This is a genomic window from Pseudomonas sp. FG98 (genome assembly GCF_057808595.1).
The window spans coordinates 26,115-41,229 of record NZ_JBMDIJ010000005.1; the positions used below are offsets into that span (position 1 = coordinate 26,115).

A 15,115-nucleotide genomic window follows, 5' to 3' on the forward strand; every position below is an offset into this window, starting at 1 on the left:
GCCGCTCTTTTTTCTCTCGCCTGGAACCCCCGATGACCACCTTGCTGGCCCTGGATACCGCCACTGAAGCCTGCTCCGTTGCCTTGCTGCACGATGGCAAGATCACGAGCCACTACGAGGTGATCCCGCGCCTGCACGCACAGAAGCTGTTGCCGATGATCCAGACGCTGCTGGCCGATGCCGGTATCGCCTTGTCGGCGGTGGATGCGATCGCTTTTGGCCGCGGTCCGGGGGCATTTACCGGCGTGCGTATCGCCATCGGCGTGGTCCAGGGCCTGGCCTTCGCCCTGGAGCGTCCGGTACTGCCGATTTCCAACCTGGCGGTCCTGGCCCAGCGCGCCTTGCGCGAGCACGGTGCCAACCAGGTCGCGACGGCCATCGATGCGCGAATGGACGAAGTCTATTGGGGCTGCTATCACCAAGTAGAAGGGGAGATGCAATTGCAGGGGGCCGAAGCCGTGTTGCCGCCCGAGCAGGTTGCACTTCCCGAGGGCGCCAGCGGTTCGTGGTTCGGTGCTGGCACAGGCTGGAGCTACGCAGAGCGGCTGGCGGTCAAGGTCGATGGTCAGGACCAGGCGATGCTGCCCCATGCCCTGGACCTGCTGACCCTGGCCAGGTTCGCCTGGGATCGCGGCGAAAGCGTACCGGCCGAGCAGGCCCAGCCGGTGTACCTGCGCGACAAGGTGGCCACACCCAAAAAGGGGTGACGACCTCCGGTCGGTTATCGCCAATCGCCGTAAACCAAATTGTGTATATGTGGTCCAGTTATCAGTAGCGCATTTGCCAAGGAACTCAGGTGCCGCTAAATTGCCATCATAGCCCCCGAGTTTGATTGCCATGCGTATCGACGGCTTTTCTTCATCGAGTTACCCGCTCAAGCGCCCTCAGCGCAAAGGGCCGGTGCGCGTGGAAGAGTCGGAAGACGACATCGTCGGCGAAGTCGAGGCGCAACCCGCCAGCAACACCGGCAATGCCCAACGCGCTACGCCCAACCTGCCGGCCCGCCCGCAGGACATGATCTTCCCCCGCGCACGTGACCGGCGCACCGCTGGCGCCCTGGCCAGCTACCTGACCACCGCCGGTTTCGTCGATTGGGAGATGGAAGTGCTGGGGCTGGATCTGTACATTTGAGCCAATGAGCTCAGCATCCCTACCTTATTTCCTCGGTTGTCCCTCCTGGAGCGAAAACGCCTGGCGCGACTACCTGTATCCCGCCGACGCGAAGAGCACCGATTTCCTCGGGCTGTACTGCCAGGTGTTCAATGCCGTCGAGGGCAATACCACCTTCTATGCCCGTCCGGCGCCGGCCACCATCGAGCGCTGGGCCCAGGTCATGCCCGGGCATTTCCGCTTTACCGCCAAGTTTCCCGGCGATATCAGCCATAGCGGTGACCTGCGTGCGCAACTGGATGCGGCGCGGACCTTCGTGCAATTGCTCAAGCCGCTGGGCGAGCGGGTCTCGCCGTACTGGCTGCAACTGCCGGCGATGTTCGGCCCGGCGCGCCTGGGCGAACTGATGCATTTCATCGACGAGCTTGCCGTGCCGGTGGCCGTTGAGGTGCGCAACGACGCCTTCTTCTCCAAAGGCGAGGAGGAGCGCCAGCTCAATCGCCTGCTGCACGAGCGCGGTATCGAGCGCATCTGCCTCGATCCGCGGGCGCTGTTCAGTTGCACCTCCCGCGAGCCAAGCGTGCTGCATGCCCAGTCGAAGAAGCCGCGGGTGCCACCGCGTCCGACGGCGTTCAGCCAGCAGCCCCAGGTGCGCTTCATCGGGCACCCTGAGCTGGAGGCCAACGAGCCCTTTCTGCAGCAGTGGCTGGACAAGGTCGCCGCCTGGATCGAGGAAGGCCGCAGCCCCTACGTTTTCCTGCATACCGCCGACAACCGCCTGGCGGCGGCTCTGGCCCAGCGTTTCCATCGCGGCCTGATGGAGCGCTTGCCGGGGCTGGCGCCTTTGCATGAACCCGACCGGGGCCCGGAGGTCGAACAACTCGGCCTGCTGTGATTTCCTGTCGTCTGCCTGGGAGTTCCACCATGGATGTGCAAACCCTGCGTGCCGAAGCCTTCAGAGCGCTGCACGAGCGCCCCGGAACCTTCGTCATTCCCAACCCCTGGGATGCCGGTTCGGCCAAGCTGCTCGCCAGCCTTGGCTTCGAGGCCCTGGCCACCAGCAGCGCCGGCCTGGCCTTCGCCCTGGGGCGACCCGATGCCGAGGGTGCGGTCAGCCGCGACGAAACCCTGGCCAATGCCCAGTCCATCGTCGATGCCACGGCCTTGCCGGTGGCGGCCGATCTGGAGAACGGCTTCAGCGACGAACCGTCGGAGTGCGCCGAAACCATCCTGCAAGCGGCCAAACTCGGATTGGTGGGGGGCTCCATCGAGGATGCAACGGGCCGCGAGGACGAGCCGATCTACAACTTCCACCGTGCCGTGGAGCGGGTCGAGGCCGCCGTCGCCGCTGCCCGCAGCCTGGACTTCCCCTTCATGCTCTGTGCCCGCGCGGAAAACCTGCTGCACGGGCGCAATGACCTCGACGACACCATCGCCCGCCTGCAAGCTTTCGCCGAGGCTGGCGCCGATGTGCTCTATGCCCCCGGCTTGCGTACCGCGCAGGACATCGAGCGGGTGGTCAAGGCGGTGGCACCCAAACCGGTCAATGTGCTGATGGGGCTGGCGGGCGTCGATCTGAGCTTCGACGACCTCAAGGCGCTCGGTGTGAAGCGCATCAGTGTCGGCTCCTCATTGGCCAGGGTCGCCTACGGCGCGTTTTTCGACGCGGCGACGCGGATTCGCGGAGAAGGGCGCTTCGATTACGGCGACAAGGCCATGACCTTCGCCCAGCTCAACGATCTGTTCAGGCGCTAGGTGTTGAGGCGTTACGGCGGGTTGCTGCTTCTGGCGGTGCTGGCCGGCGTGGCGCTGTTCGGCTGGCGGCAGGGTTGGCGATTGCCGGATCAATGGAATCCATGGGCGCCGCTGGATGTGCGTGAATCCCCCAATTTCCTCACTTCGTGGAAGCTCGGCCGCCTGCGGGATGATCCGCAGTTATGTGCCGAGGTTCTCGCCACCTCCGGCTTGCGTGTTACCCGGCAGGCAGACACCACCAGCGGCAACTGTCCGTTGACCAACGTAGTCCGTGTCCAGGGCGCAGAGGTGAAGCTGAGCAGCAGCTTTCTGGCCACCTGCCCGGTAGCGGTGGCCTTTGCCCTGTTCGAGCGTCATGGCCTGCAACCGGCAGCGCAGCGGGTCTTCGGGCAGCCGGTGGCGCAGGTGGATCATCTCGGTAGCTACGCCTGCCGCAATGTCTACAACCGCGCCGAAGGCCGGCTCAGTCAGCACGCCACGGCCAATGCCCTGGATATTGCCGGCTTTCGCCTGAAGGACGGTCGGCGCATCGAATTGCAAAAGGACTGGAGCGGGGACGGACCCAAGGCGCGCTTCCTGCGCGAGGTTCGCGACGGAGCCTGCGAGAGTTTCAACACGGTGCTGGGGCCTGACTACAACGCTGCCCACCACAACCACTTCCATCTGGATATGGGGCGTTGGCAGGTCTGCCGTTAGGCGGCGATCCGCACGTTGTTCAGCACTACAGGGCGTGCCCACTGTATATCGAAGTCCAGATCGTGCTGCTGCTTGGCCAGGGTGGCTTCGTCGAAGGGTTCTGCCGCCGGATCCAGCAGCTTGCGTTCCAGTTCGGCGATCGGCAGGTGCAGCGGACGGGACGCTGGCGCCGGGCCCGGCTCGGGATGCGGATGGCCCTGGCTCATGACCACCGGGCGCACCCAGTTGTTGCTGATGTCCAGCTGGCGCTGCTGTTCGATCAGTTCGGCGGCGCTGAAGGGCGGGGCGGGTTTGTCCAGCAGGTCCAGCTCGAATTCGGCGATCGGCAGGAACAAGGGTTCTGGCGGGGCGACTTCGGTATCGGTGACGTTGCACAGGCGCTGGCTTTGGATCTGCGCCAGGGTCTGGCTGCCGGTGATCGGCTCGCCGGTTTGCACATCCACTTCTTCAACCGGCAGCGGCTCGCGCACCACGCCTTCTTCCTGCTGCGCGGCCAGGGCGCGAGCGAAGAAGTCCGACCACAGGTGGCTGACGCCGCCCAGGGCCTGGGTGTTGTGGCGGCTGTAGTCACCGACGGGTGACAGGTAGCCTGAGGGAAGTTGAAGAATCTCTGACATGGTTGTCGAAGAGCTCTGGCAAAATGGCGCGTACTTTGTGTATCGGCCGCGGGCGCCGATCTTTAACTTTTTTTCGAGCAGGAAGGTGAGTGTGGAGCAGCAGGTCGAAGGCGGGATCCGGGTCGAGGCACTGAGCGCCGAATATCAGGCCCAGGCCGAGCACTGGGCGGCGCGTCTGGGCCTGCCGCTGGATGACGCCGACGCCGGGTTTGCCGTGCAGATCGGCGTGGACGGGCTGCAGATCCAGCAGCTTGGCCCGCAGGCTCCCGGCCCGGTGCGGGTGGATTTCCTCGAAGGCGGTGCGGCCCATCGGCGTTTGTACGGCGGTGGCGCCGGACAGATGATCGCCAAGGCGGTGGGGATTGCCCAGGGCGTCCGTCCGCATGTGCTGGATGCCACGGCCGGGCTCGGCAAGGATGCCTTTGTGCTCGCCACCCTGGGTTGCCGGATGCAGTTGATCGAACGCCAGCCGCTGGTGGCGGCGCTGCTGGAGGATGGGCTGGCCCGTGCTGCGGGGGATGACGAGGTCGGGCCGATCGTGGCGCGGATGGAGCTGTTGCACGGCAATTCCATCGAGCGCATGCGTGGCTGGCAGGGCGAACCGCCGCAGGTGATCTACCTCGATCCGATGTTCCCGCACCGCGACAAGAGCGCCCTGGTGAAGAAGGAAATGCGCGTGTTCCGCCCGCTGGTGGGCGATGACCTGGATGCCCCGGCCCTGCTGGAAGCCGCGCTGGCCCTGGCGACCCACCGGGTGGTGGTCAAGCGCCCGCGCAAGGCGCCGATCATCGACGGGCCGAAGCCGAGTCACAGCCTGGAAGGCAAGTCCAGTCGCTATGACATCTATCCGAAGAAGGCGCTCAAGCCCTGATCCGATCTGACCGGCACTACAAGAACCTGTGGGAGCTGGCTTGCCAGCGATGAGGCCGGCACTGACAAAGATGTTGTCAGAGAGGGCCTCATCGCTGGCAAGCCAGCTCCCACAGGGGTTTTGTGGTGTCTGGGCTAGACCCGATAGGCCCGCAGGAACAACTCCACCACTTCCCGCACATGCGCCTCGGCCGCTTCCGCCTCCAGCGGCCCGGCGCAGCCCAGCAGCAGCCTGAAGTTGGCCCCGCCCTTGAGCAGGCAGAAGAAGTGCTCCGCCGCCGAAGACGGATTTGCAATCCGCAGCATGCCGCGCTGGTCGGCCAGCCTCAGCAATGCCTCGGTTTCACGCAGGACCCGGTCCGGTCCCGCCTCGAAGAACATCTGCCCCAACTGCGGATCCTGCGGTCCCTGGGCAATGATCAGGCGGTGCAGCTTCACCGAATGGTCGCTGTTGATCAGCACCTGGAAGCCGCGGCCGATATTCAGCAGCACCTGCTCCAGCGGCACGCCCTCGGGCAGCTCGAAGATCAGCCCCGGCAACTGGGTCTGGCAGGTGGCGATGATCGCTTCCTTGAACAGGTTTTCCTTGTCGTTGAAGTGGCTGTAGACCGTCAGTTTCGACACACCTGCCGCTGTCGCGACCGCATCCATGCTGGTGCTGGCATAGCCATTGGTGAGAAACAGCTCCTTGGCGGCTTCGAGAATGGCCTGGCGCTTGGCCAGATCCTTGGGCCGTCCTGGGCCGTTGGATGCGATGGGATCTTGATACATGGGGCACGTTTGCAGGCTTTGAAGCGCTAGATAGTACAACGCCCAGGCGGTGCGGTCAGGTTGGTCTGCCGAGCTGCCGGGCTTATTGCCATCAGCCCGGCCATGTGGAACGGGGCGAGTTGCGATTGCCCCCCTGTCTCGCCTGGGGCGCTATCCCTCCTTGGCGCGATACTCGGTGGTGGTCATTCCCGCATAGCCCCAGTTATCCGTGTCCACTTCCTCTATCACGATATGGGTCAGGTCCGGGCGCTTGCCGAGAACCCGCTCCAGGGTCTCGGTGAACTCCCGGATGACCTGGGCTTTCTGTTCCCGGGTCACTCCGTCGCGGGTGATGCGAAGGCTTACGAAAGGCATGTCGTGCGCTCCTGTGTGATGGATTTTCCGCTTACCACTTGCCCGTGCTCATGCCGCCATCCACCGGCAGGACCACGCCGGTGGTGAAGTCGGCATTTGCCAGGTACAGCACGGCGTCGGCGATGTCCGCGATACGCCCGATGCGCCCGCTTGGCTGCAACCCGGCGAGGAAACCGTGGATCGCCGGGTCGTGCATAGGCGTCTCGATGATCCCGGGGGCCACCGCGTTGACCTGGATATTGTGTGGCGCCAGTTCCAGGGCCAGGGCACGGGTCATCTGGTTCAGACCGCCCTTGATCAGCACAGGCAGGGCCGCCGGTACCGCCTGGTTGGCCTGCAACGCCACGGCAGCGGTGATGTTGACGATGTGGCCCCGCTGGCGACCGATCATGTGCCGGGCCGCGACCTGCGAAGCGTAGACCACCCCCTTGAGGTTGGTTTCCAGCAGGTTGTCCAGCTCCGCTGGGGTGTAGTCGGTGAAGGGCTTGGGCAGGAAGAACCCGGCATTGTTGACTAGCACATCTACCGCGCCGAAGGTCTCGATCGCCGCCTGGAACAGCTGTTCGGCGGTCTCCGGCCGGGCGATGTCGCCAGCAACGCCGATGTAGTCGGCCGGATTGCCCAGGGCTTGTTTGCTTTCCCGCAACCGCTCTTCGCTGCGGGCATTGCCAACGACGTTGTAGCCGCGCGCCAGGAAGGCCTGGGCCAGGCCCAGGCCGATACCGCTGGAAGTACCAGTGATCACGACTGTTTGCTTGCTCATGGTGTTTCTCCGCAAAGGTTTCGAAGGGGTGATCAGCGCGCTGTTGGCAGCCACTATATTTTTGCGGAGAAAAGCGATAAACAGGCCTTTGGGCACTTCAGTTGATACATGGTGTAATCAATGCCGAAACGACAATTCGACGATGTGCTGCTAGGCAGCATCGAGCTGTTCTGCCTGGCGGCAGAAGAGGGCAGCTTTACTGCGGCGGCGTTGTCTGCGGGAGTGACGCCGGCGGCGGTGAGCCGTTCGGTGGCGCGCCTGGAAGAGCGTCTCGGTGTACGCCTGTTCATCCGCACCACCCGCAGCATCCGCCTGACCGAGGGCGGCCGTAGCTACTACGAGCAGAGCCGGCAGGCCCTGACTCAGCTGGTCGATGCCGAGCGCGAGGTCATGGGGCAGCAGGTTGAGCCTGCCGGCACGCTGCGCATCAGCCTGCCGACCACCTACGGCCATCACCGTATCCTGCCGCTTTTGGCGGAATTTCGCGGGCGTTATCCGAAGGTCAGCGTCGATATCAACCTGAACAACCGCAACATCGACTTCGTGGGTGGGGGCTATGACGCGGCCATTCGCGTGCGGGCGCAGCCGGACTCGACGCTGATCGCGCGGCTGCTGGAGGATGCCCCGCTGGTGGTGATCGCCACCCCCGATTACCTGGCGCGGGTGGGCGAACCGCTTGCGTTGGCCGATCTGGAGCGGCATGAGTGCATCCAGTTCGAATTGCCCAGCAGCGGGCGACGGATATCCTGGCTGTTCAATGAAAACGGCGAGTTGCGGGAGATTCTCGCCAGTGGCAGCTATGTGTGCTCCGAAGACGTGCTCGGTGGCGTGACCCTGGCCAAGAGCGGGGTGGGGTTGTTCCAGACCTATCGTTTCATTGTCGAGCAGGAACTGGCCGACGGCACGTTGGTGGAGGTGCTGAAAGACTTCGGCGGGTGCTCGCGGCCGTTCAGTCTGCTGTACCCTCACGGGCGGCATGTGCCGCTCCGGCTGCGGGCATTCATCGATTTCCTGATGGAGAAAAAGGGCGCCTGGGAGCGCCCTTGATTCCCCGAACCGTGCGCGCACGGGAGGCGTCAGGTCAGTGGGGCCTGGCTTCACCCAGCTTGCTGACCAATGCCTTGCCCAGTTCATGATCGGAAAACGGGTTCTGCCCAGTGATCAGTTCCCGATCCACCACCACGTTCGGATTCCACGCTGGTGCATAGCTCATGTTTCCGCCAGCGCCCTCCATCGCCCTGGCCGGATAGAACAGGATGCGGTCGCCCTTCAGCGAGCTTTCGAACACCTGCTCTTCGGCGTTGGCGAAGATGGTCATGCGGTAGCCCTGGTAGATCCAGTTCTTGGCCGCCGGCTTCTCGCCCCGCGCCAGCGCTGCCTGGTAGGCCGCTGGATCGGCTTGGGCCGAAAGCAGGGAAATCGGGCCATGGCAGATCGCTGCGGTCGGCTTGCCGGACTGGTGGAAGTGTCGCAGCAGGGCGCCGACCTCCGGGTTGTTGGCGAGGTCGATCAGCGGTGCGTGACCCCCGGGGATCAGCAAGCCGGCGTAGTGATCCAGGTCACCGGCCAGCACTTCCTTGAGCGACAGGGTGTCGTCGATTCCGGGCAGGCTCGCCACCAGTTGCTGGATGCGCTTCATCTCCGTGGCGTCGCCAGCGAAGTACTGCGGGTCCACCGAGCGTTCGTCGACGCTGGGTGCATTGCCCTTTGGCGTCACCAGCACCAGCTTGTAGCCGGCCTTGAGCAGGTGGTCGGCCGGTACTCCAAATTCATTGAGGTAGTAACCGGTGGGGTATTGCTTGCCATCTTGCAGCGGCAGCCGGTTTTCGCTGGATAGCAGTACCAGCACTTCGCCCTTGGGCGCGGCGATGGCGGAAGCGCAAAGCAGGGCACCGGTGACAGCCATGGCCAGTCGAGTGATCTTGGTCATGAAAACTTCCTGAAATCAGTTGAGCGGAGCGAGGTCCGGCGGACGGGTGAGACGAACCTCGGTGGGCGAGGCCAGCCAGGCTACGGAGGCCTGATGTCCATGAGAGGTCTCCCGAAGGTCGAACGCCATCTTCCGACAGTTACTATGATTCAGTAATTCGAAAGCTTTTATCGCAGCCTTCCAAAAAATGAATATCGCCAAGAAAGATCTAAACCTGCTGCTGGTCTTCCATGTGCTTTACCAGGAGCGCAATGCCTCTGTCGCCGCCGAGCGCATGTCCCTCAGCCAGCCAGCGTTGAGCCACAAGTTGAACAAGCTGCGCCATCAGTTTGGCGACCCGCTGTTCGTCCGCGCACCCCGTGGGCTGACGCCGACACCCCGAGCCCATGAACTGGCGCCGCGAGTCCGGCAACTGGTGGAGGACCTGGAGGCCTTTTACGACCTCTGCGACGGCCAGGACTTCCTCGCCCGCGTCGAGCGCCTGCACCTCTACAGCACCGATTACATGGAGCAGATCCTTCTGCCGCGGCTGTTGCCAGTGCTGCGCAGGGAGGCGCCGAACCTGGTGCTGATCACCCACAACACCCGCGGCGTGCTGCCCCGGGAGGAACTGGAAAAGGGTACCTGCGACCTGGCCATTGCCGGTTTCTACACCGACCTGCCGGAGACCTTTCATCAGCAGCGACTGCTCGGCGAGGGCTTCGTCGTGCTTGCCTCCCGTGGCAATCCTCGCTTGGCCAATGGGTTGGACCTGCAGGCCTTCATCGACTGCGAACACCTGATCACCACGCTGACCGGTGATCTCGATGGACTGGTGGACCGGGCGTTGAAGGCGCGGGGGTTGGAACGTCGGGTGGTGGCGGGGCTTTCCAGCTTCATCGCCCCTACCCGTCTGGTGCAGGGGACCGATCTGCTGCTGACCTGTCTGCGCTCGCTGGCGGAAGAGGCGGTTGCAAGGGATCCGGACCTGCGTCTGTACCCGCTGCCACTGGAACTGCCGCAGGTGGACGTGATGCAGATCTGGCATGCGCGGACTCATGGTGACCGGTTGCGGCGGTGGTTTCGGCAGCAGGTGTTCGAGTCGTTGCAGGGATAGTCCGCCAAACGAGACACCCTGCCGCAGCAGGGTGTAAGGTCAGATGCGCCATGTGGCAGCCTTGTAGACTTCGTCATCGCGTCGAGCACCGATACAGAGGATCAGCACGATCTCGACGCCGTCGATCCGGTAGACAATCCGAACATCTCCAGTGCGGATTCGACGATAGCCGGCAAGCGCTCCGTTCAGCGGCTTGCCGGTCTTGTCGGGTTCCCCTTCGGCGATGCGCTCGCGGACCACCTTCAGGACTCTTCTTGCCTCGGCCGTTCCCAACTGCTTGAGGTCCTGCTCGACTTCAGGGTGAAAGCGTACGTTCCATCGCATCGGTGCCTGCCTACTTGAAGCGAGCCTCCATGTCCTCGAGGCTCACTGTCTTTTCTTCGTCCAATGTGGAAAGCCGGTCAATGGCCTTGCGCTCGGCGCGCAGGTCATCGAGTTCATCATGGAGTGCCTGGAAGGCCGCGACGCCCATCAACACAGCGGCTGGCTCGTTGTCCTTGAAAATCACCAGATGGGGGACTTTCCCGCTGGTAACTTCCTTCAATTTCGCACTGAAGCCGCGAACCATCGCGGTAGCAGACACCGCCTGCTCGGCACGATCAAGAAGTGCGCTCATGGTTTTTGCCTCAATTTGTTTGGTTGGGCTGTCACCGTAGGTGGTGACGCATGTCGTGAAGTATATGCAATGTAATGCGTAAAAAAATACGCATATGTAGTGCTCACCTTCTCAGTGATAGGCTGTGGCAAAGTGCCTGTCGCCATCTTTCGCAGCGCAACACCCTGATTTAATATACCCGCCAGTATAAATATTCGAAGCACCCCTCTTCGCGAAAGGTCATTACCCATGTTGCGCCATGCCTTGCCCCTCGCTCTGCCCGTCGTTCTGGTCGCGCTATTGTCCGCTTGCGGACAGGAAGCCGCGGCACCCACCGTCATCCGCCCCGCCATGGTGGTGCAGCCGCAGCCGGCTTCGGCGGCGGTGGACAGCTACCCCGGCGAGGTGCGCGCGCGCTTCGAGCCGGAGCTGGCGTTCCGCATCGGAGGCAAGGTGAGCAAGCGCCTGGTGGAGGAGGGCCAGCGGGTCAAGGCCGAGCAGCCATTGGCCGAACTGGACCCGCAGGACGTGCGTCTGCAACTGGAAGCGACCCGCGCCCAGGTCGCCGCCGCCGAGGCCAACCTGAACCTGGTGCAGGCCGAGCGCGATCGCTACAAGAAACTGCTGGACCGGCAGATGGTCAGCCATTCCCAGTACGACAATGCGGAAAACCTCTATCGCGCAGGTCTGGCCCGGGTCAAGCAGATGCGCGCCGAACTCGATGTGGCCGGCAACCAGGCCGCGTACTCGGTGTTGCGTGCGTCCCAGGATGGCGTGGTGTCCAAGCGCCAGGTCGAGGTCGGCCAGGTGGTGGCTGCCGGGCAGACGGTGTTCACCCTCGCCGCTGATGGCGAGCGCGAGGTGCTGATCAGCCTGCCGGAGCAGAATTTCGGCCGCTTTGCCGTGGGCCAGCCGGTGACGGTTGAGCTCTGGTCGCAACCCGGCCAGCGTTTCGACGGGCGCATCCGTGAGCTGTCGCCAGCCGCTGATCCGCGTTCGCGCACCTTCGCCGCACGTATCGCCTTCAATACCGGGAAGATCCCCGCCGAACTGGGCCAGAGCGCCCGGGTGTTCATCCAGCATGCCGAGCAGATTCCCCTGGCCGTGCCACTGTCGGCCCTGAGCGCGGAAAACGGCCAGACCTACGTCTGGCGTGTCGACGCCAACAACACCCTGCAGCGCGTCCCGGTGCGCGTCGGTGCCTACGGTCAGGACACGGTGCCGGTGCTCGAAGGCCTCAGCGCCAGCGACTGGGTGGTCGCCGCTGGCGGCCATGTGCTGCACGAAGGACAACAGGTACGGCCGGTGGACCGGTCCAATCGCACGGTGAATCTGGCGGCCAAGGAGTAAGTCCCGATGGGTTTCAACCTTTCCGCCTGGGCCCTGCGCAACCGGCAGATCGTGCTGTTCCTGATGCTTCTGCTGGCCTTGGTCGGGGCACTGTCCTACACCAAGCTCGGCCAGAGCGAAGATCCACCCTTCACCTTCAAGGCCATGGTCATCCGCACCTTGTGGCCCGGTGCCAGTGCCGAGGAGGTCTCGCGCCAGGTCACCGAGCGCATCGAAAAGAAGCTGATGGAGACCGGCGAGTACGAAAAGATCGTGTCGTTCTCGCGGCCCGGTGAGTCCCAGGTCACCTTCATGGCCCGGGATTCCATGCATTCGGCGGACATTCCCGAGCTGTGGTACCAGATCCGCAAGAAGGTCGCGGACATCCGCCACACCCTGCCGCCGGGTATCCAGGGGCCGTTCTTCAACGACGAGTTCGGCACCACCTTCGGCAATATCTATGCGCTGACCGGCGAGGGCTTCGACTACGCCGTGCTCAAGGACTACGCCGACCGCGTGCAGATCCAGCTGCAACGGGTGAAGGACGTGGGCAAGGTCGAGCTGCTCGGCCTGCAGGACGAGAAGATCTGGATCGAGCTGTCCAATACCAAGCTGTCCACCCTCGGCCTGCCGCTGGCCGCCGTGCAGCAGGCGCTTGAAGAGCAGAACGCGGTGAGTACCGCCGGCTTCTTCGAAACGCCGAGCGAGCGCCTGCAACTGCGGGTGACCGGGCGCTTCGACAGCGTCGAGCAGATCGAGCAGTTCCCGATTCGCGTGGGCGAGCGTACCTTCCGTATCGGCGATGTCGCCCAGGTGCATCGCGGCTTCAACGATCCGCCCGCACCGCGCATGCGCTTCATGGGCCAGGATGCGATCGGCCTGGCGGTGTCGATGAAGGCCGGCGGCGACATCCTGGTGCTGGGCAAGGCGCTGGAAGCCGAGTTCGCCCGTATCGCCAACAACCTGCCGGCGGGCATGGAGTTGCGCAAGGTCTCCGACCAGCCGGCGGCGGTGAAGACCGGTGTCGGCGAGTTCGTCCGGGTGCTGGTGGAGGCGCTGGCGATCGTGCTGCTGGTGAGTTTCTTCTCCCTCGGCATGCGCACCGGCCTGGTGGTCGCGCTGGCGATTCCGCTGGTGCTGGCGATGACCTTCGCCACCATGTATTACCTGGGCATCGGCCTGCACAAGATTTCCCTGGGGGCGCTGGTGCTTGCCCTGGGCCTGCTGGTGGACGACGCGATCATTGCCGTGGAGATGATGGCGATCAAGATGGAGCAGGGCTTCGACCGGCTCAAGGCGGCCAGCTATGCCTGGACCAGCACGGCGTTTCCGATGCTCACCGGTACCCTGATCACCGCGGCGGGCTTCCTGCCGATCGCCACCGCGCAGTCCGGCACCGGCGAATACACCCGCTCGATCTTCCAGGTGGTGACCATCGCCTTGCTCGCCTCGTGGGTCGCGGCGGTGGTGTTCGTACCGTACCTGGGCGAGCGCCTGCTGCCGGACCTGGCCAAGCTGCACGCGAAGAAGCACGGCACCACCAATGGCGAAACCGATCCCTACGGCACGCCGTTCTACCAGCGCGTGCGCCGGGTGGTGGGCTGGTGCGTGAGCCGGCGCAAGACGGTGATCGTGCTGACCGTGGCGCTGTTCGTCGGCAGCGTGATGAGCTTCCGTTTCGTCGAGCAGCAGTTCTTCCCGGCGTCCGGGCGACTGGAGTTGATGGTCGACCTGAAGCTGGCCGAAGGTGCGTCGCTGAGCAACACCGCCGAGCAGGTCAAGCGTCTGGAGGAACTGCTCAAGCAGCGTGATGGCATCGACAACTACGTGGCCTATGTCGGTACCGGTTCGCCGCGCTTCTACCTGCCGCTGGACCAGCAGTTGCCGGCCGCCAGCTTTGCCCAGTTCGTTGTCCTGGCCAAGACCATCGAGGACCGCGAGGCCCTGCGCACCTGGCTGATCGAGACCCTCAACGAGCAGTTCCCCGACCTGCGTTCCCGTGTGACGCGCCTGGAAAACGGCCCGCCCGTGGGTTATCCGGTGCAGTTCCGGGTGACCGGCGAGCATATCGAGGAAGTCCGCGCCCTGGCGCGCAAGGTGGCGGCCAAGGTGCGCGAGAATCCGCATGTGGCCAACGTCCATCTGGACTGGGAAGAGCCGAGCAAGGTGGTCTATCTGAACATCGACCAGGACCGCGCCCGCGCCCTCGGCGTCAGTACCGCTGCGCTGTCGCGCTTCCTGCAGAGTTCCCTGACCGGCAGCAGCGTCAGCCAGTATCGCGAGGACAACGAGTTGATCGAGATCCTCCTGCGCGGTACCCAGGAGGAGCGCACCGAACTGGCCCATCTGTCGAGCCTGTCGGTGCCCACCGACAATGGCCGCAGCGTTGCCCTGTCCCAGGTGGCTACCCTTGAGTACGGCTTCGAGGAAGGCATCATCTGGCACCGCAACCGCCTGCCGACCGTGACCGTGCGTGCCGATATCTACGGCAAGGACCAGCCGGCGACTCTGGTCAAGCAGATTCTGCCGACCCTCGATCCGGTCCGCGCGCAATTGCCGGACGGCTACCTGCTGGAGGTTGGCGGCACGGTAGAAGACTCGACCCGTGGGCAGAACTCGGTGAATGCCGGGGTGCCGCTGTTCATCGTGGTGGTGCTGACCCTGCTGATGCTGCAACTGCGCAGCTTCTCGCGGATGGCCATGGTCTTCCTTACCGCGCCCCTGGGACTGATCGGCGTGGTGCTGTTCCTGATGGTGTTCCGCCAGCCGTTCGGCTTCGTCGCCATGCTCGGCACTATTGCCTTGTCGGGGATGATCATGCGCAACTCGGTGATCCTGGTGGATCAGATCGAGCAGGACATCGCGGCGGGGTTGAGTCGCTGGCAGGCGATCGTCGAAGCGACGGTGCGGCGCTTCCGGCCGATCGTGCTGACCGCCCTGGCGGCGGTGCTGGCGATGATTCCGTTGTCGCGCAGTGTGTTCTTCGGGCCGATGGCGGTGGCGATCATGGGTGGGTTGATCGTAGCGACGGCGCTGACCTTGCTGTTCCTGCCGGCGTTGTATGCGGCGTGGTTCAGGGTCAAAAAGGAGGAGTGAAACCTGTATTGCCGGCTGACCGGTGACCCTGTGGGAGCTGGCTTGCCAGCGATAGGGCCTGACTTGGCAACATCTTTGTCATTGTCGGCCTCATCGCTGGCAAGCCAGCTCCCACAGGGTTTGTGTTCAGCCT

17 protein-coding genes are annotated in these 15,115 nt (G+C 64.0%); 10 read left to right on the forward strand and 7 right to left on the reverse strand.

What is annotated here, in order from left to right:
- Window positions 1-32 precede the first annotated feature (32 nt).
- The 5 genes from tsaB (at window position 33) to ACODSK_RS05135 (ending at window position 3,561) form a co-directional block, all read left to right on the forward strand.
- Window positions 33-707 (forward strand): tRNA (adenosine(37)-N6)-threonylcarbamoyltransferase complex dimerization subunit type 1 TsaB, encoded by a 675-nt coding sequence (gene tsaB / locus ACODSK_RS05115; protein ID WP_489014331.1) that lies wholly within the window; start codon window positions 33-35, stop codon window positions 705-707.
- A gap of 130 nt (window positions 708-837) precedes the next feature.
- Entirely contained in the window at window positions 838-1,131 is a 294-nt protein-coding gene (locus tag ACODSK_RS05120; protein WP_489014333.1) for a hypothetical protein, read from the forward strand.
- A 4-nt stretch (window positions 1,132-1,135) separates the two neighbouring features.
- Window positions 1,136-2,005, forward strand: coding sequence for a DUF72 domain-containing protein (locus tag ACODSK_RS05125; RefSeq protein WP_489014334.1), 870 nt, complete (start codon window positions 1,136-1,138; stop codon window positions 2,003-2,005).
- 29 nt (window positions 2,006-2,034) lie between these two features.
- Window positions 2,035-2,865, forward strand: a complete 831-nt coding sequence (locus ACODSK_RS05130) for an isocitrate lyase/PEP mutase family protein (protein WP_489014336.1) — start codon at window positions 2,035-2,037, stop codon at window positions 2,863-2,865.
- A gap of 3 nt (window positions 2,866-2,868) precedes the next feature.
- The gene (locus ACODSK_RS05135; protein ID WP_489014338.1) at window positions 2,869-3,561 is read left to right on the forward strand and encodes an extensin-like domain-containing protein; all 693 of its coding nucleotides are present in this window, start codon (window positions 2,869-2,871) and stop codon (window positions 3,559-3,561) included.
- Here the strand turns inward: ACODSK_RS05135 and ACODSK_RS05140 are convergent.
- Complete coding sequence (locus ACODSK_RS05140) at window positions 3,558-4,178, reverse strand: energy transducer TonB (RefSeq protein WP_489014339.1); 621 nt, start codon at window positions 4,176-4,178, stop codon at window positions 3,558-3,560. The two genes, ACODSK_RS05135 and ACODSK_RS05140, sit on opposite strands and share 4 nt — an antisense overlap.
- Window positions 4,179-4,269: 91 nt before the next feature.
- On the opposite strand from ACODSK_RS05140, the gene ACODSK_RS05145 reads away from it, so the two are divergent.
- A complete protein-coding gene (locus tag ACODSK_RS05145) occupies window positions 4,270-5,049 on the forward strand; it encodes a class I SAM-dependent methyltransferase (protein ID WP_489014340.1) in 780 nt (259 codons plus the stop codon).
- A gap of 134 nt (window positions 5,050-5,183) precedes the next feature.
- On the opposite strand, the gene ACODSK_RS05150 is transcribed toward ACODSK_RS05145, so the two are convergent.
- The 3 genes from ACODSK_RS05150 to ACODSK_RS05160 form a co-directional block, all read right to left on the reverse strand.
- The gene (locus ACODSK_RS05150; protein ID WP_489014342.1) at window positions 5,184-5,819 is read right to left on the reverse strand and encodes a TetR/AcrR family transcriptional regulator; all 636 of its coding nucleotides are present in this window, start codon (window positions 5,817-5,819) and stop codon (window positions 5,184-5,186) included.
- A 150-nt stretch (window positions 5,820-5,969) separates the two neighbouring features.
- Window positions 5,970-6,173: a tautomerase family protein gene (locus tag ACODSK_RS05155; RefSeq protein ID WP_458978704.1), complete on the reverse strand. Its 204-nt coding sequence runs from the start codon at window positions 6,171-6,173 to the stop codon at window positions 5,970-5,972.
- A gap of 31 nt (window positions 6,174-6,204) precedes the next feature.
- Window positions 6,205-6,936 (reverse strand): SDR family NAD(P)-dependent oxidoreductase, encoded by a 732-nt coding sequence (locus ACODSK_RS05160; RefSeq protein ID WP_489014344.1) that lies wholly within the window; start codon window positions 6,934-6,936, stop codon window positions 6,205-6,207.
- Between the two features lie 120 nt (window positions 6,937-7,056).
- Between ACODSK_RS05160 and ACODSK_RS05165 the strand changes: the two genes are divergently transcribed.
- On the forward strand, window positions 7,057-7,983 hold the full coding sequence (locus tag ACODSK_RS05165) for a LysR family transcriptional regulator (RefSeq protein ID WP_489014345.1): 927 nt from the start codon (window positions 7,057-7,059) through the stop codon (window positions 7,981-7,983).
- Window positions 7,984-8,017: 34 nt separating this feature from the next.
- Here ACODSK_RS05165 and ACODSK_RS05170 read toward each other — a convergent pair whose 3' ends face one another.
- Complete coding sequence (locus ACODSK_RS05170; RefSeq protein ID WP_489014347.1) at window positions 8,018-8,866, reverse strand: type 1 glutamine amidotransferase domain-containing protein; 849 nt, start codon at window positions 8,864-8,866, stop codon at window positions 8,018-8,020.
- Between the two features lie 187 nt (window positions 8,867-9,053).
- Here ACODSK_RS05170 and ACODSK_RS05175 point away from each other — a divergent pair, with 187 nt between their 5' ends.
- Window positions 9,054-9,962, forward strand: a complete 909-nt coding sequence (locus ACODSK_RS05175; RefSeq protein WP_489014348.1) for a LysR substrate-binding domain-containing protein — start codon at window positions 9,054-9,056, stop codon at window positions 9,960-9,962.
- Between the two features lie 39 nt (window positions 9,963-10,001).
- On the opposite strand, the gene ACODSK_RS05180 is transcribed toward ACODSK_RS05175, so the two are convergent.
- Together ACODSK_RS05180 and ACODSK_RS05185 are read right to left on the reverse strand one after the other, a co-directional pair.
- Window positions 10,002-10,286, reverse strand: coding sequence for a type II toxin-antitoxin system RelE family toxin (locus tag ACODSK_RS05180; RefSeq protein WP_489014350.1), 285 nt, complete (start codon window positions 10,284-10,286; stop codon window positions 10,002-10,004).
- 10 nt (window positions 10,287-10,296) lie between these two features.
- The gene (locus ACODSK_RS05185; RefSeq protein ID WP_489014630.1) at window positions 10,297-10,530 is read right to left on the reverse strand and encodes a type II toxin-antitoxin system Phd/YefM family antitoxin; all 234 of its coding nucleotides are present in this window, start codon (window positions 10,528-10,530) and stop codon (window positions 10,297-10,299) included.
- Window positions 10,531-10,806: 276 nt separating this feature from the next.
- Here ACODSK_RS05185 and ACODSK_RS05190 point away from each other — a divergent pair, with 276 nt between their 5' ends.
- Window positions 10,807-11,907, forward strand: coding sequence for an efflux RND transporter periplasmic adaptor subunit (locus ACODSK_RS05190; RefSeq protein ID WP_489014351.1), 1,101 nt, complete (start codon window positions 10,807-10,809; stop codon window positions 11,905-11,907).
- A gap of 6 nt (window positions 11,908-11,913) precedes the next feature.
- Window positions 11,914-14,982, forward strand: coding sequence for an efflux RND transporter permease subunit (locus tag ACODSK_RS05195; RefSeq protein WP_489014352.1), 3,069 nt, complete (start codon window positions 11,914-11,916; stop codon window positions 14,980-14,982).
- The last annotated feature ends 133 nt before the right edge of the window (window positions 14,983-15,115 follow it).

What these genes read in the sequence shown, in the direction of transcription:
- ACODSK_RS05195 (WP_489014352.1), top strand. Translation starts at nt 11,914, where the DNA reads ATGGGTTTCAACCTTTCCGCCTGGGCCCTGCGCAACCGGCAGATCGTG.
- ACODSK_RS05175 (WP_489014348.1), top strand. Translation starts at nt 9,054, where the DNA reads ATGAATATCGCCAAGAAAGATCTAAACCTGCTGCTGGTCTTCCATGTG.
- ACODSK_RS05155 (WP_458978704.1), bottom strand. Translation starts at nt 6,173, where the DNA reads ATGCCTTTCGTAAGCCTTCGCATCACCCGCGACGGAGTGACCCGGGAA.
- ACODSK_RS05140 (WP_489014339.1), bottom strand. Translation starts at nt 4,178, where the DNA reads ATGTCAGAGATTCTTCAACTTCCCTCAGGCTACCTGTCACCCGTCGGT.
- ACODSK_RS05170 (WP_489014347.1), bottom strand. Translation starts at nt 8,866, where the DNA reads ATGACCAAGATCACTCGACTGGCCATGGCTGTCACCGGTGCCCTGCTT.
- ACODSK_RS05150 (WP_489014342.1), bottom strand. Translation starts at nt 5,819, where the DNA reads ATGTATCAAGATCCCATCGCATCCAACGGCCCAGGACGGCCCAAGGAT.
- tsaB (WP_489014331.1), top strand. Translation starts at nt 33, where the DNA reads ATGACCACCTTGCTGGCCCTGGATACCGCCACTGAAGCCTGCTCCGTT.
- ACODSK_RS05125 (WP_489014334.1), top strand. Translation starts at nt 1,136, where the DNA reads ATGAGCTCAGCATCCCTACCTTATTTCCTCGGTTGTCCCTCCTGGAGC.
- ACODSK_RS05160 (WP_489014344.1), bottom strand. Translation starts at nt 6,936, where the DNA reads ATGAGCAAGCAAACAGTCGTGATCACTGGTACTTCCAGCGGTATCGGC.
- ACODSK_RS05180 (WP_489014350.1), bottom strand. Translation starts at nt 10,286, where the DNA reads ATGCGATGGAACGTACGCTTTCACCCTGAAGTCGAGCAGGACCTCAAG.
- ACODSK_RS05120 (WP_489014333.1), top strand. Translation starts at nt 838, where the DNA reads ATGCGTATCGACGGCTTTTCTTCATCGAGTTACCCGCTCAAGCGCCCT.
- ACODSK_RS05190 (WP_489014351.1), top strand. Translation starts at nt 10,807, where the DNA reads ATGTTGCGCCATGCCTTGCCCCTCGCTCTGCCCGTCGTTCTGGTCGCG.
- ACODSK_RS05130 (WP_489014336.1), top strand. Translation starts at nt 2,035, where the DNA reads ATGGATGTGCAAACCCTGCGTGCCGAAGCCTTCAGAGCGCTGCACGAG.
- ACODSK_RS05185 (WP_489014630.1), bottom strand. Translation starts at nt 10,530, where the DNA reads ATGGTTCGCGGCTTCAGTGCGAAATTGAAGGAAGTTACCAGCGGGAAA.
- ACODSK_RS05165 (WP_489014345.1), top strand. Translation starts at nt 7,057, where the DNA reads ATGCCGAAACGACAATTCGACGATGTGCTGCTAGGCAGCATCGAGCTG.